The organism is Labrys sp. HAY1-8F (assembly GCF_056754975.1).
The window spans coordinates 2,836,843-2,850,969 of sequence record NZ_JBPGWZ010000002.1 but is presented as its reverse complement, the minus strand read 5'-3'; the positions used below and the strand labels follow the sequence as shown (position 1 = coordinate 2,850,969).

Annotated in this window: 11 protein-coding genes; 5 read left to right on the top strand and 6 right to left on the bottom strand. The window is 65.9% G+C overall.

Features of this window, described 5'->3' with window-relative positions:
• Positions 1–2: 2 nt before the first annotated feature.
• On the top strand, positions 3–773 hold the full coding sequence (gene kduD, locus ACR9ZN_RS22245; protein ID WP_481273193.1) for a 2-dehydro-3-deoxy-D-gluconate 5-dehydrogenase KduD: 771 nt from the start codon (positions 3–5) through the stop codon (positions 771–773).
• A 106-nt stretch (positions 774–879) separates the two neighbouring features.
• A complete protein-coding gene (gene kdgT / locus ACR9ZN_RS22240) occupies positions 880–1,878 on the top strand; it encodes a 2-keto-3-deoxygluconate transporter (RefSeq protein WP_454811169.1) in 999 nt (332 codons plus the stop codon).
• Between the two features lie 17 nt (positions 1,879–1,895).
• On the opposite strand, the gene ACR9ZN_RS22235 is transcribed toward kdgT, so the two are convergent.
• From ACR9ZN_RS22235 to ACR9ZN_RS22210, 6 genes are all read right to left on the bottom strand, one after another.
• The gene (locus ACR9ZN_RS22235) at positions 1,896–3,614 is read right to left on the bottom strand and encodes a VanW family protein (protein WP_481273192.1); all 1,719 of its coding nucleotides are present in this window, start codon (positions 3,612–3,614) and stop codon (positions 1,896–1,898) included.
• Between the two features lie 453 nt (positions 3,615–4,067).
• Entirely contained in the window at positions 4,068–6,098 is a 2,031-nt protein-coding gene (locus ACR9ZN_RS22230; protein ID WP_481273191.1) for an aldo/keto reductase, read from the bottom strand.
• A gap of 53 nt (positions 6,099–6,151) precedes the next feature.
• The gene (locus ACR9ZN_RS22225) at positions 6,152–7,240 is read right to left on the bottom strand and encodes an ABC transporter ATP-binding protein (RefSeq protein WP_481273190.1); all 1,089 of its coding nucleotides are present in this window, start codon (positions 7,238–7,240) and stop codon (positions 6,152–6,154) included.
• 217 nt (positions 7,241–7,457) lie between these two features.
• A complete protein-coding gene (locus ACR9ZN_RS22220; RefSeq protein ID WP_454811162.1) occupies positions 7,458–8,291 on the bottom strand; it encodes a carbohydrate ABC transporter permease in 834 nt (277 codons plus the stop codon).
• Positions 8,288–9,148 carry a carbohydrate ABC transporter permease gene (locus ACR9ZN_RS22215; RefSeq protein WP_441770967.1) on the bottom strand — a complete coding sequence of 287 codons (861 nt, stop codon included), beginning with the start codon at positions 9,146–9,148 and terminating at the stop codon, positions 8,288–8,290. Before ACR9ZN_RS22215 ends, ACR9ZN_RS22220 begins: the two co-directional genes overlap by 4 nt.
• 197 nt (positions 9,149–9,345) lie before the next feature.
• Entirely contained in the window at positions 9,346–10,629 is a 1,284-nt protein-coding gene (locus ACR9ZN_RS22210; RefSeq protein ID WP_481273189.1) for an ABC transporter substrate-binding protein, read from the bottom strand.
• A gap of 84 nt (positions 10,630–10,713) precedes the next feature.
• Here ACR9ZN_RS22210 and ACR9ZN_RS22205 point away from each other — a divergent pair, with 84 nt between their 5' ends.
• The 3 genes from ACR9ZN_RS22205 to ACR9ZN_RS22195 all read left to right on the top strand — a co-directional run bounded on the left by ACR9ZN_RS22205 (position 10,714) and on the right by ACR9ZN_RS22195 (position 14,125).
• Complete coding sequence (locus ACR9ZN_RS22205; protein WP_454811158.1) at positions 10,714–11,655, top strand: helix-turn-helix domain-containing protein; 942 nt, start codon at positions 10,714–10,716, stop codon at positions 11,653–11,655.
• 173 nt (positions 11,656–11,828) lie between these two features.
• The gene (locus ACR9ZN_RS22200) at positions 11,829–13,115 is read left to right on the top strand and encodes a multidrug effflux MFS transporter (protein WP_481273188.1); all 1,287 of its coding nucleotides are present in this window, start codon (positions 11,829–11,831) and stop codon (positions 13,113–13,115) included.
• 53 nt (positions 13,116–13,168) lie between these two features.
• Positions 13,169–14,125: a tyrosine recombinase XerC gene (locus ACR9ZN_RS22195; protein ID WP_454811155.1), complete on the top strand. Its 957-nt coding sequence runs from the start codon at positions 13,169–13,171 to the stop codon at positions 14,123–14,125.
• Positions 14,126–14,127: the final 2 nt, after the last annotated feature.

Genomic DNA, 14,127 nt, shown 5'->3' with positions numbered 1-14,127 from the left:
CCATGAACCGGATTGCCTCCAGTCCTTTCGATCTCACCGGCAAGGTCGCGATGGTGACGGGATCGCGCACGGGGCTCGGGCAGGCCATCGCCATCGCCTTGTCGCAGGCCGGCGCCAGCATCGTCGGTGTCGATCGCGGCCCCGCCGAGGAGACCCGCGCGGCGATCGAGGCGCGGGGTGGCGCCTTCCTGCCTGTGATGGCCGATCTCTCCACCACGGCCCGCCTGCCCGCGATCGTCCAGTCCGCGCTCGACCGTTTCGGCGCGCTCGACATCCTGGTCAACAATGCCGGCATCATCCGCCGCGCCGATGCCCTCGACTTCACCGAGGAGGATTGGGACGCGGTGGTGGACGTCAATCTCAAATCGGCCTTCTTCCTGGCTCAGGCGGCGGCCCGCGCCATGCTTGCGGGCGGGCGTGGCGGCAAGATCATCAACATCGCCTCGATGCTGTCCTTCCAGGGCGGCATCCGCGTCGCCTCCTACACCTCGGCCAAGAGCGGGCTGATGGGACTCACCAAGCTGCTCGCCTGCGAATGGGCCGCCAAGGGCATCAACGTCAATGCGATCGCTCCCGGCTACATGGTGACCAACAACACCGCCGCGTTGCGTGCCGACACCGAGCGCAATGCTCAGATCCTGGCGCGCATTCCGGCCGAACGCTGGGGCGTGCCCGCCGATCTCGGTGGCGCGGCCGTGTTCCTGGCCTCGGAGGCCGCAGCCTATGTCCATGGCACCACCATTCCGGTGGATGGCGGCTGGCTGGCGCGCTGAGGCGCATCGTCCGGCCCTGGGGGCCGGCTCTTAAAGAACAAAGGCGGCCTTCCGGCACCTCTCTGGGCCCGAAGGCACAGCCACAATGAACATTGGGAGGCAGTCCATGAAGATATTGAAAGTCATCGACAAGATTCCCGGCGGCCTGATGCTGGTGCCGCTGCTGCTCGGCGCTCTGTGCAAGACTTTCTCACCGGGCGCCGGCAGCTATCTGGGGTCGTTCAGCAACGGCCTGATCACCGGCACCGTGCCGATCCTCGCCGTCTGGTTCTTCTGCATGGGCGCCACCATCGATCTGAGGGCGACCGGCGTGGTGCTGCGGAAATCGGGCACGCTCCTGGTCACCAAGATCATCGTGGCCTGGGTCGCCACCATGATCGCAGCACGGTTCATCCCCGACGGCGGCATCACCTCCGGCCTGTTCGCGGGCCTGTCGGTGCTGGCGATCACCGCCTCGATGGATATGACCAATGGCGGCCTCTACGCCGCGGTGATGCAGCAATATGGCACCAAGGAGGAGGCCGGCGCCTTCGTGCTGATGTCGGTCGAATCCGGGCCGCTGGTCAGCATGCTCATCCTCGGCGCGTCCGGCGTGGCCGTGTTCGAGCCGCGCCTGTTCGTCGGCGCCGTGCTGCCCTTCCTGATCGGCTTTGCCCTCGGCAATCTCGACCGGGACCTGCGCGAGCTGTTCGGGCGCTGCGTCCATCCGCTGATCCCGTTCTTCGGCTTCGCCCTCGGCAATGGCATCGATCTCAAGGTCATCGCGCAGAGCGGCCTTGCCGGTGTTCTGCTCGGCCTCGGGGTGATCGTGGTCACCGGCATTCCCCTGATGCTCGCCGACAGGTTCATCGGCGGCGGCAACGGCACGGCCGGGCTGGCGGCCTCCAGCACGGCCGGGGCGGCGATCGCCAATCCGACACTGATCGGCGAGATGATCCCGAGCTTCAAGCCGGTGGTGCCGGCGGCCACGGCCCTGGTGGCCACGGCCTGCCTGGTGACGGCGATCCTGGTGCCGATCCTGACGGCTGTGTGGGCAAAGCGGATGGGCAGGGTGCCGGCCCCGCAGGCGGACGCCGTGCCCCGGCACGGCGTCGAGCCGATCTAGCTCGGCTGCCGTTCGCCTCAGCCGAGCAGAGCCTCGATGGCCCGGCGTAGCGCCGCCGGATCGTCCTCCGGCACCAGGGTCAGGCCTGGTCGCGTGGAGAGGCCGCAGGCCGGCGTGGCGATCACGGGCAGGCCGGCAGCAAGGGCAGCGAGGAGGAGGCGGGGCTGATGCTCGACCAGTGCCGGCAGCACCACGCCGGCGAGCGTGGCGGGCGTCTCGCCCGGCGCCAGCAGGCGGACAGGCATGTTGCCCCAGAAGCCGAGGCTCTCGCGCGCATGCCCCTTCACGGCAAGCTCGACGGGCAGGCCGTAGAGCGCCTCGCGCAAGGCATAGGCGCCCTTGCGGCCGAGGGCCGAGGCGGGAAACAGCAGGGTGCGGCCGCTCTTTGCGGCCGGAAGCGGCCTGGCGGGGGACCAGTCGAGCAGATGGGTTCTGCCAGGGGCGAGGTTGGCGATCTCCGCATGCGGGCTCAGCAGCCGGTCGGCGGCAGCTAGGGCGGCGCTTTCGGCCGCGACGATCGCCTCCGGCGCGCGGAAATCCGCCAGAGTGGAGCTTTCGGGATGGCGCGCGGCAGCAGCATCGAGCTTTGCCTGCAGCACGGCGAGCGGCAGGCGCTCCATCAGCACTTCGAAGCTGCGGCCCTGCAGGGCGCCCGATAGCCACAGATGCGGCAGCAGGTTCTGTGACACCATGAGATGCGTATGCCGGTGCGACAGTTTCGCGGCATAGGCGGCGGCGAGCCGGGCATCGCCCTGCAGAGCCTTTGCCTGCAGGCTGCCGCCCGTGGCGCCTCGCATCGCCAGCGAGCGGCGCAGCGCGGCGATGGTTGCCGTGGTCTCGCCGCCGGCAGCGCCGGCCGGCCAGCCATAGCGCACGGCGCCGAGATGGCGGGAGGGCAGGAAAAGGACATCCTCGCTGCCAGCCCTCTGCTTCAACAGGGCCGCAAATTCCGGCCAGCAGGCATCAACAAGCCAGGCTGTCGGCACGCCGGCGGGTAGTGGGCGTTCGGGATCGTTGCGATGGCAGTCCTCGCGGCCGCATTGGGTGCAATCGTGTACCGCCGGTCCTGCAGCAGGTGTTTCCACGGGGAACTCGGCGGCATTGACGCGGCCATGGCCGCGCAGGACGATCTCCAGCCTGTCCCGGCTCATCGAAGCTTCGATGCGGAAGGCGTGGGGGCTGCGGATACGAAAGTCGACATAGTTCCAGAACACGGTGGCGTCGCGGCCGAGCTGGGCACGCGAACCGGGCACCACGCGGCTATGGGCGTGGCGTTCGACGATCTCCAACCCGGCTGCGAGGGCCGCCTCGTAGAGGGCGTTGGAAAGCTGGCAGAGGCCGCCGCCGACGCTGGCGATCAGGCAGCCTTCGCGCAGCTCGCGGCCGGGGACGTAACCGCGCGCCCGGCTGGCGCGGCCGACCTGCTTCCAGAAGCTGAGCACGGCGTCGGCAGGCACCTCGACGCCGTCGAGCCCTTTCAGGGCCATGCGCAAATTCTGCACCTTGCCGGCGGTGAGTTCGCGATCCCTGGCTCCGGCGACATTGGTCCACAGGGGCGAACCGGCCCGGCCAAGCACGGGTGCGGCGGCCAGCCGGGTCGAGCGGCGATGGCGACGAAGGGGCTCGGCCGCAACCGCCTCGCGCAAAGAGCGCAGGCCCCGCAAGGCCATCGCCTTGACCTCGAAGGCAAGGCTGTCGGCATAGGTGGGTACGGTGCGTTGCTGGAGGGCGACCATGGCGGGATCCTGGCTCGGCTGAAACTTGCCGAGACCTTAACGGGATCCAGCTAGACCCGCCGTGCGCGCTTGCACGTGGAGTGTCGACCTCCAGGTCGACATCTTCGGGTCGACATAGGGCCTCGTGGAGAGCGCATCGCTTTGGAACATGTCGATCTCGCTCAATCACTTGATGGAGTTGCGGAGATCGACACTCCTTGCCTCCGATCCCCGGTCGAATTCACACATCTCAGCGATTTCGGCGTGGAGCGCGGATATCCTTCCCCGACTTCGGGGAAGGTGTCGCCGCGTAGCGGCGACGGAAGGGGGAGAGCGGCACCAGGAGGCCAGAAAATGGCGAGATCGCGCCACCCTACCCACCCGATCCGGCTTTGCCGGCCCACCCTCCCCGAAGTCGGGGAGGGATTCCCGCGCTTTACTTGTCTCTGTCGCGATATGGGAATGCGGCAGCTCCTACCCCCGGTCGAGCCAGGCGACCTCTTCCGGCGTCAGGGCGATGTCGAAGGCTTCCAGGCTGTCGTCGAGCTCGCCCAATGTGCGCGGCCCGATCAGCGGTATAGACGGGAAGGGCTGCGACAGCACGAAGGCGAGGGCGACATGGATCGGCCGTTTGCCGAGCCGCCGCGCCAGTTCGACCGCCCGGTCCCGGCGTGCGAAATTGCGCTCGGAATACCAGACCCGGATGAGCTCCTTGTCCTCGTGCCTGTCCCGCCCGGCCCTGTCGGTGAAGAAACCGCGGCCCTGGCTCGACCAGGCGAAATTGGGGATCTGTCGCGCGGCGAGCCAGGCCTTCCAATCATCGTCCGAGGCCGAGACACAGCCGGCCCAGATCACATCCTGCATTTCGGCAAGCGCGAAATTATTGGAGAGTGCTCCCGGCTTTTGCTTGCCTGTCCGCTCCGCATAGGCGACCGCCTCGTCGAAGCGCTCGCGCGTCCAGTTCGAGCCGCCGAAGGGGCCGCGGATGCGGCCGGCCCTGACCTCGGCGTCCATGGCATCGACGAACTCGCCGACCGGCACGTCGGGATTGTCGCGATGCATGAAATAGACGTCGACATGGTCGGTCTTCAGCCGCTCGAGTGACTGGGTGAGCTGCTGGCCGATGAATTCGGGGCGGCAGAGCGGGGTATGCGCTCCCTTGCCGATCACCACGCTGTCGTTGCGCACGCCCCTGGAAGCTTGCCATTCGCCGAACAGTTTTTCGGTAATGCCGGCGCCATAGACGAAGGCGGTGTCGAACAGATTACCGCCCTTTTCGAAGAAAGCGTCGAGCAGGATGGCGGCGCTGGAGAAGCTCCTGAAATCCTCGAAGCCGAGCGCCACGGCGGAAGTGGCCTGTGACAGGCCGGGGATGGCGCGCCGGGGAATCGGCCCGCTGTCCGACTTGAGCGGCCCGTCGCTTCGTTTGAGCGGCATGCCCTTGAGGGTCTCCTTGCGCCGCTCCGGCTTCTCGATGTCATATTCGAGCCCAATCGCCTGGCGCCATTTGTCGAGCACGCGCAGCGAGCCCAGGCTGTCCGCCCAGCTCATGCCCGGCCAGGCGAATTCCTGGCGGCCTTCGCGAATGGCCGTGCCGGCGGCGTCGGCCTCGAAGGAATAGAGATGCCGCGCCGCCTCGACCGTCACCGTCTCGCTCGTGCCATCCGGCCTGACGATGCGGATCTCGCCGGTGCCGCCCTTGAGGCCGCCGCCGAACCAGAAGTCCGGCACCTCGATCCAGCCCGAGGTACCGAAGACGCGCAGCACATTGTCCTGTTTCAGCGAGATCGAGCAGGAGAGATCGGCCAGGATGCCGCCCGGGAATTGCAGCAGGGCCGAGGCCCATTCGTCGACGCCCGATCGTCCGAGATGGCCGGTGCCGGAAACCTTGTCTGGTTCCAGGAAATCCTTGCCTGTGGCGGCGCCGGCAAGGAGCCGCGCCATCGAGACGGGATAGCAGCCGACGTCGAGGATGCCGCCGCCCGCCATGTCGTTGGCATAGAGCCGGTGCTCGGGCTTGAAGTCCGGCATGGCGAAACCGAAGCTCGAACGGATCAGCCGGATCTCCCCGATCGTGCCTGATCGCACCAGCTCCACCAGCTTTAGGGTGAGGGGATGCTGGCGGTACATGAAGCCTTCGCCCAGGAAGGTTCCGGCCTTGCTGGCGGCATGCATCATGGCATCGGCCTCGAAGGCCGTCAGGGCCAGCGGTTTTTCCACCAGCGCGTGCTTGCCCGCCTCGGCCGCCTTGATCGCCCATTGCGCGTGGCCGGGATGAGGCAGCGCGATATAGACGGCATCGATCTGAGGATCGGCCAGAAGGGCCTCATAGCCGCGATGGATGCGGGCACCGGGGAAGGCTTCGGCGAGGCCCGGCCTGTCCGGGTCGCGGGTGCCGATCGCGGCGAGCACGCCGCTGTCGGAATCGGCGAGGCCGGCGACGAAGGCCTTGGCGATGGCGCCGGGCCCGATGATACCCCAGCGGATCTTGTCTTTCTCGGTCATTTCAGTCTTTCCGAAGGCTTGAAAAGAAGGTGGTTGGAAGGAAGGGGGTGCGCTCAGCGCAGGCGTTGGCCGTCCTTGGCGAACAGCAGAGCGCGATGGCGGGGGATGGCGACGGTGAGCTCACGTTCCTCGGCCCATTGGCGGGAATCGTCGCGCTGGATGATGAGCGGCTCGGCGGAGCCGGTGCCGGCATAGACATAGGAGGTTGCGCCCAGATGCTCGGCCATGTCGACCTCGATGGCGAGATCGGCGTCGCCACTGCCCGCCGGCTCGAAATGCTCGGGGCGGATGCCGATGGCGACCTCGTCGCCCGATGCCGGCGCCGAACCGGAGAGCGGCACCGCGAGGCGGGCGCCTTTCTGGTTGACCAGCTCGACCGTCACGCTTCCTGTCTCGGCCGCGACGACGCGGCCCGCCAGGAAATTCATCTTGGGGCTGCCCATGAAGCCGGCGACGAAACGGTTGGCGGGATCCTCGTAGAGCTCGAGCGGACGCCCGACCTGCTCGACATTGCCGCCCCGCAGCACCACGATCTTGTCGGCCAGGGTCATCGCTTCGGTCTGGTCGTGGGTGACGTAGATCATGGTCACGCCGAGTTCGCGGTGCAGCCTTGCGATCTCCACCCGCATCTGCACCCGCAATTCGGCATCGAGATTCGACAGGGGTTCGTCGAACAGGAAGACCTTGGGATCGCGCACGATCGCCCGGCCGATCGCCACGCGCTGGCGCTGGCCGCCCGAGAGCTGCTTGGGCCGGCGCTGCATGAGATCGGTGATGCGCAGGATTTCGGCGGCCCGCGTTACCCGCCGGTCGGTATCGGCCTTGGGATTGCCGTTCATCCTGAGGCCGAAGGAGAGATTTCGCTCCACCGTCATATGCGGATAGAGGGCGTAGGACTGGAACACCATGGCGATGCCGCGATCGGCGGGCTCGACCTCGTTGACAACCTGGCCGGCGATGGTGATCTCGCCGCCGGAAATGTCCTCGAGCCCAGCGATCATGCGCAGCAGGGTGGACTTGCCGCAGCCGGAAGGGCCGACGAAGACCACGAACTCGCCATCGGCGATGTCGAGGTCGACGCCGTGGATGATCTCGAAAGTGCCGAAGCGTTTGATGACGGAACGGAGCGTAAGGCCTGCCATATCGGTCGCTCCTATTTTGCTTGCTTGGTGAGAGTGGGAAATGAGGCTTTCCTGTCATCCCCGGCACGACCGAAGGTCGTGGTATCCTCACAAGCTTGCTTGGGAGCGGGATCCAGGGGCCAAGGTCTCGATGGGAACCCTGGATTCCCTTCCCGCCGCCTGTGGCGGCGCCGGGAATGACAGTTACAAAGCGATCTAAGCATTCTTCCTCTTTTCCTCACTTGACGGCGCCGGCGGCGATGCCGGCGATGAAGTGGCGTTGCAGGATGAGGAAGACGGCCAGCATGGGCGCGGTCAGCAGCACGGCCCCGGCCATGATGCCGCCCCAGCTCACATTGGAGATGCCGATGAGACTGCCGAGGGCCACCGGCGCGGTGAACATCGCCTTGTCGCCGGCGATCAGCAGCGGCCACAGATAGTTGTTCCAGCTCGTTAGGAAGAGGATGATGCAGAGCGCCGCCAGGGTCGGGCGCGCCAGCGGCAGCGCTACGAACAGGAAGATGCGCCATTCCCTGACGCCTTCCACCCGTGCGGCGTCGAAGAGTTCAGCCGGCATCATGGTGAAGGCCTGGCGCATGAACAGCACGCCCAGCGAATTGAACAGGGGCGGCACGATCAGGCCGAACCAGCTATTGGCCATGCCGAGATCACGGGCCACTAGGATGAATTGCGGGATGATCACCACGAAGAAGGGCAGGGAGATGGTGCCGAGGATGATGGCGAGCACTGCGCCGCGGCCGAAGAAGCGGTAGCGCGCGAGAGCCCAGCCGGCCATGGCCGTCAGACCGGCCGAGAGCACGGTATAGGCGAGCCCGACGATGACCGAGACGATCATGGCATGCAGGAAATTGGTCGTGCGCTGCAGGTTGGCGAGGTTGTCGAGGAAATTCGAGCCGAACCAGAACGACAGGCCCGGCGCGTAGATGCCGTAGTCGGGCATGGTGGCGAACACGCCCATCATCCAGAGCGGGAAGAGCCAGACGAGAGCCATCGGTGCGATGAGGGCGTGCAGGATGACGGCGTTGAGCCTTTGGCGATTGGACCGGGTCATTTCGGCTCCCTCGACAGGCGCAGCTGGACGAGGGAGATGATCACCGCCAGGCCTGCGATGGTGTAGGCGATGGCGGACGCGTAGCCGACATTGCCGGAGAGGAAGGCCTGGCGGTAGAGCAGCAGGCCGAGGGTTTCCGTCGCCCCGCCCGGCCCGCCATGATTGGTGATCAGGAAGGGCTCGGTGAAGAGCTGCATGGTGCCGGAGACGGACAGGATGACGCAGAAAGTGATCACCGGCTTCAGGAGCGGCAGGGTGATGTGGATGAACTGGCGCAGCTTGGAGACGCGGTCGAGTGTCGCCGCCTCATAGACGTCGCCCGGTATCGACTGCAGGCCGGCGAGAATGATGATGGCGTTGTAGCCGGTCCAGCGCCATGTCAGGGCGATCATCACCAGGGCCAGCGCGGCGGTCGGATTGGAGAGCCAGTCGATCGCGGGCAGGCCAACGGAGGCAAGCAACTTGTTCACCACGCCGAAATCCTGGGCGAAGATCAAGCGAAATACCGCCGAATAGGCGACCTCACCCACCACGACCGGGGCAAAGAAGGCGAAGCGGAACAGGCCCTTGGCCTTGAGCAAAGGCGAGTTGAGAAAAACGGCGATCACGGTGGCCAGGCCGATCATCACCGGTACCTGGATGATGAGGATGATCAGTGTGTTCTTCAAGGCGTTGAAGAAGGCGGGATCGGAGATCAGGCGCCCCCAATTCGCCGCCGGCTTGAACACCCAGGGCGATACCCGCGTCTGATGCAGGGATATGACGAAGGAGGAGATGATCGGCCAGATCCAGAAGGCGAGGAAGATCGCCAGATAGGGCGCGAGGAAGCCATAGGCCGCGCGATTGTGCCGCTGCATCGGATGGTCTCCGCTGGGAGAGGGGGCAGTCTTACCCTCCCCTAGAGGGGGAGGGTCGACGCGAAGCGTCGGGGTGGGGTGACTTCTTCGCTGGAAGTGAAAGGCCACCTTTGTCGGGGTTGGCGGTTCTTCACGCCACCCCGGCCTTTCAGGCCGACCCTCCCCCTCCAGGGGAGGGTAGCCCCTGTGCCCTTCCCCTATTGCCCCACCGGCAGCCCCGAGGCGGACGAGATCTGGCTGGCGGCATCGTCCAGCGCGGCCTTGGCATCGGGGTAGCCGCCACCCAGGAACTTGGTCTGCACGGTCTTGAGGGCTGCCTCGGCATCGTTGAGGAAGGCGGTGCCATGGGTGGACTTGATCTTGGGCAGGGTGGCGAGAATGTCGGTCCAGATCGCCTGGTTGGCCCAATAGGGCTGGCCCTGCTTCACATAGGGATCCTCCAGCGCCGAATTCAGCGAGGGCACCAGGCCATAGGCCTTGAGCATGGTGACCTGGCCCTCATCGGTGGAGAGGGCGTATTTGATGAAGGCGAAGGCTGCTTCCCTGTTCTTCGAGCCGGCGGGGATCGCCAGCGACGAGCCGCCGATATTGGCGGCGCGCGGGCCATCCGCTGTCAGGCTCGGCATGCGGTAGACCCCCCATTTGCCGGCGAGCTCGGGGGCGTTGGTGCGGATCGTGCCCTCATACCAGCCGCCGAACATGATGGTGGCCACCTTGCCGGCCTTCAGGGACTGGATCTTGTCGGACCAGCCGGCCGAGACGATGGTACCGGCCTCCTTCAACTGCTTGAGCTTGTCGTAGACGGCGACGCAGGCCGGCGCGTTGACCGTGACGGCGCTGCCGTCCGAGGCGAAATAGTTGCAGCCCTGCTCGTTGCCGACCATGCGGAACCATTCGGTGGTGCCGTCGCCGTCGAGATCGGTGGCGCTCATGGTCACGCCGGGATTGGCGGCGGTGACCTTCTTGCCGGCGGCGATAAAATCATCCCAGGTCTTGATGCTGGCCGGGTCGACGCCGGCCTTCTCGTAGAGGTCGCGCCGGTAGAACATCACCACGGGGCCGGAATCCCAGGGCATGGCATAGGCGGCCTCGCCCTTCTCCAGCTCCGCCCGCTTGAAATCGGCGAACTTGCCGGCGACCTCCGGCGTGTAGCCCAGCGGCTTGAGGTCGGCGAAGCAGTCGGGGAACTGGTTCCAGTAGCTCTCCGCCTTGTAGTTTTCGATCGAGACGACGTCGGGCAGGCCTGCTCCGCCGGCGGCGCAGCCGGCTTGGGTCTTGGAGAAGACCTGGGCGTTGCCGAGATCCTCCACCGTGACCTTCACATTGGGGTATTGCTTGTTGAAGCCTTCGATGTTGGCCTTGAGCGAGGCAGCGGCGATATCCCAGCTCCAGACCCGGATTTCCCCCGATTGGGCCAAGGCCGTCGACGCATGAAGGCCCGCGGCAACTGCCAGCGCGGCGCAGCCGATCGTCTTGCGCATGTCATTCCTCCCCTTTTCATTTGCTCTTGTGTGGCGGGAAGCTACTTTAGGCAGGTAGCACTGCCTGTCTGCGATAAAGGGAAGATGGACTTGCCTGAAAGTAAGATGCAGGAGCGCTCCTATTATCAGCCGACGGCCAACAGCGTCGAAAACCTGCCGACCGTGCTGCAGACCTTCCACAATACGCCGCGCGTCATGCTCTCGCCTCACTGGCACGCCCAGGTCGAGGTCAATTTCATCGTCCAGGGCTGGGTGCATTATCGCATGGCCGGCTATGAGCTCAGGCTGGAGGCGGGCAATATGGTGCTGTTCTGGGGCGGCCTGCCGCACCAGATGGACGATGCCTCCGATGACGCCATCTATGCCGGCGCGCATCTGCCGCTGGTGCACTTCTTTCGGCTGCGCCTGCCCGAGGAGGTACCCGCTCGCCTGATGGCCGGGGCAACTCTGCTCATCCACGAGACCGACTCTTCGGATAGTGCCAATTTCGCGCGCTGGAACGGCTATACCCGCTCCGGCGACATGGTGCGCGCCCAGCATGCGGTGAGCGAGTTGCTACTTCGGCTGGAACGGGTGCGTTTCGAGCCTTATGCCTTGGTGCCCAGCCTCGACAGCCGTGTCGGCCAGGCCAGCGCCGGAGATCCGCAGGCCCTGCGCCATGTGCGCAGCCTGTGCGATTTCATCGCCGACAATTTCCTCGACGATATCGACAGCACCGACATCGCGGCGGCCGCCGACCTCCATCCCAAATATGCCATGAGCCTGTTCAAGAAATGCACGGGCATGACGCTGAACGATTACGTCAGCCTGCTGCGCCTGTCCTATGCGCAGGCGCGCCTGATCAGCGGCGACGGCAACATCCTGCGCGTGGCGATGGAGTCCGGCTTCGGCTCCCTCTCGGGTTTCAACAAGAGCTTCCGCAAGATCGCCGGCATGTCGCCCTCCGATTTTCGACGCAGCGGACAGTGTGAGCGTCCCGCGCTTTCGCCTCTCGAAGCGCCGGTCGAGCCGGGGACGGTATCTTAGGGGCTGGCGGGCACGGGCTGTCATCTGCCCAAATTTTATCAATTCACTTGAAATATTTGCCCTCTGTGGCGAAAAAATCACCTTTTCGTCACGATTGGTATGCTACAGATCTGTCATCTGAGCGCCGCTTCATTGCCCCGCCGGTTATAGATTTTCACATTTCCGAGTTTTCCATGCCCCGTCCCGTTGCCGGCGCGGCGCTGGAGCCTGCCGTGCGGCGGGAGCCCCAGCCGTCCTTTGCCGAATTTGTTCTCGTGATTGCCCTGATGATGGGGCTCAGTTCCCTCTCCATCGACAATCTCCTGCCAGCCTTCTCCGCCGTGCGGTCGGAATTCGGCATTGCCGATGCCAACCGCATGCAGTTGATCATCACCGCCTATATGGCGGGTTTTGCCATCATGCAGCTCGCCTGGGGGCCGATCTCCGATTCGATCGGCCGCCGCAAGGTGCTGATGATCGGCTTGGGCATCTATACCGCCGGCACCCTGCTGGCGATCTTCTCGCCCAGCTATGAGGTGCTGCTGGTCGCCCGGGCCATCCAGGGCCTCGGCGCCGGATCGGCGCGCGTGCTCTCCATCGCCATCGTGCGCGACCGCTATGAGGGCCGCGAGATGGCGCGGGTGATGTCGCTTACCTTGATGATCTTCATCATCGTGCCGGTGATCGCGCCGGCCACCGGCAGCGCCTTCCTGATGCTCGGCGACTGGCGCACCATCTTCATGAGCATGCTGGCGCTGGTGCTGGTGGTGGTGGCCTGGTTCGGCCTGCGCATGCCCGAGACGCTGCATCCCGAATATCGTCGGCCGCTGTCGCTGCCCGCGGTCGCGAGCGGCATGCGCCGGGTGGTTGTTACGCGTGCCTCCTTCGCCAACATGCTGGCGATGGGCCTGGCCATGGGCTGCCTGATGACCTATCTCGGCTCGTCCCAGCAGATCTTCGAGACCGACATCTACAAGCTCGGCCCGCTCTTCCCGTTGGCTTTCGCGCTGATCGCGATCTGCATGGGGCTGGCCTCCTTCGCCAATTCGCGGCTGGTGAGGCGCCTGGGCATGCACCGGCTGTCGCGCTTCGGCATGATCGGCTTCTGGCTGACGGCGATGCTGCTGCTGGGTCTCGCCGTGCTGTTCCAGGGACGGCCGCCGCTGATCTATTTCGGCATCGTCATGGGTGTGGCGCATTTCCTGCTCAGCCTCACCATGCCGAATTTCAACGCCCTGGCGATGGAGCCGGTAGGCGATATCGCCGGCACCGCCTCCTCCTTCATCGGCTGCGTCACCACGCTGATGGGCGCCGTGATCGGCGCGCTGATCGGCGAGGCCTATGACGGCACCATCTTCCCGCTCGCCTGCGGCTATCTCGGCCTCTCCAGCCTGTGCATGCTGGTGCTGGTGTGGTCGAGCGAACGCGAGGTGGCGGTTCCAACTCCGATCGCGACCCCGGTGATCGTGGCGGGGGAGTGAAGAAAGTGGGAGGCTCTAACCTCCCGCTCACCTTTTTCAGCCACACTGGCGGCATGAACGCTTCGCCTCCTGTCCTCATCGCCGCGCCGGACCTTGCCGCCGCCAAGGTGCAATGGCTTGCCTATCTTGCCGTCGAGCGGCGCATGAGCCCCAAGACGGTCGAGGCCTATGACCGCGACGTCACCACCTTCCTGCGCTTCCTGACCGGCCATTTCGGCGAGCCGCCGGGGCTGGACGAGATCGCATCCCTCGCACCCCGCGACGTCAGGGCTTTCCTCGCCGCGCGCCGGGCCGATGGCCTGAAGCCCCGTTCGCTGATGCGGGCGTTGGCGGCGACACGGGCTTTCGCCCGCTTCCTTGAACGCCAGGGTCATGGCGCCAGCGCGGCACTATCGGCCGTACGCGGGCCCAAGCTGCCACAGAGCCTGCCCAAGCCGCTGTCGCCCGAGGCCGCCCGCAAGGTCGCCTCGGCCGATGCCCGCATGGGCGAGGCACGCGAACCCTGGATCCTGGCCCGCGATGCCGCCGTGCTGGCGCTGTGCTATGGCGCCGGCCTGCGCATTTCCGAAGCACTTGGCCTGACGCGCAAGGATGCACCGGTGAGCGGGCGCGACAGTCTGACCGTAACCGGCAAGGGCAACAAGATGCGCTCGGTGCCGGTGATCGCCCCGGTGGCGCGGGCGGTGGAGGAATATCTGAAAATCCTGCCCTTCGCGGGCGGGCCGGATGAGCCGCTCTTCGTCGGGGCTCGTGGAGGGCCCTTGTCGCCGCGCATCATCCAATATGCCATGCAGCATCTTCGGGGCGCGCTCGGCCTGCCGGACAGCGCTACGCCTCATGCGTTGCGCCATTCCTTCGCCACCCACCTGCTCGGGCGTGGCGGTGATCTGCGCTCGATCCAGGAACTGCTCGGCCATGCCAGCCTGTCGACCACGCAGATCTACACCAAGGTCGACGCCACCGAATTGATGCGGGTCTACCAGTCGGCCCATCCCAGGGCGCGAGCATGACG

Bases quoted from the DNA above. Each gene is read 5' to 3' on its own strand.
- kduD (WP_481273193.1), top strand. From the start codon at position 3: ATGAACCGGATTGCCTCCAGTCCTTTCGATCTCACCGGCAAGGTCGCG.
- kdgT (WP_454811169.1), top strand. From the start codon at position 880: ATGAAGATATTGAAAGTCATCGACAAGATTCCCGGCGGCCTGATGCTG.
- ACR9ZN_RS22235 (WP_481273192.1), bottom strand. From the start codon at position 3,614: ATGGTCGCCCTCCAGCAACGCACCGTACCCACCTATGCCGACAGCCTT.
- ACR9ZN_RS22230 (WP_481273191.1), bottom strand. From the start codon at position 6,098: ATGACCGAGAAAGACAAGATCCGCTGGGGTATCATCGGGCCCGGCGCC.
- ACR9ZN_RS22225 (WP_481273190.1), bottom strand. From the start codon at position 7,240: ATGGCAGGCCTTACGCTCCGTTCCGTCATCAAACGCTTCGGCACTTTC.
- ACR9ZN_RS22220 (WP_454811162.1), bottom strand. From the start codon at position 8,291: ATGACCCGGTCCAATCGCCAAAGGCTCAACGCCGTCATCCTGCACGCC.
- ACR9ZN_RS22215 (WP_441770967.1), bottom strand. From the start codon at position 9,148: ATGCAGCGGCACAATCGCGCGGCCTATGGCTTCCTCGCGCCCTATCTG.
- ACR9ZN_RS22210 (WP_481273189.1), bottom strand. From the start codon at position 10,629: ATGCGCAAGACGATCGGCTGCGCCGCGCTGGCAGTTGCCGCGGGCCTT.
- ACR9ZN_RS22205 (WP_454811158.1), top strand. From the start codon at position 10,714: ATGGACTTGCCTGAAAGTAAGATGCAGGAGCGCTCCTATTATCAGCCG.
- ACR9ZN_RS22200 (WP_481273188.1), top strand. From the start codon at position 11,829: ATGCCCCGTCCCGTTGCCGGCGCGGCGCTGGAGCCTGCCGTGCGGCGG.
- ACR9ZN_RS22195 (WP_454811155.1), top strand. From the start codon at position 13,169: ATGAACGCTTCGCCTCCTGTCCTCATCGCCGCGCCGGACCTTGCCGCC.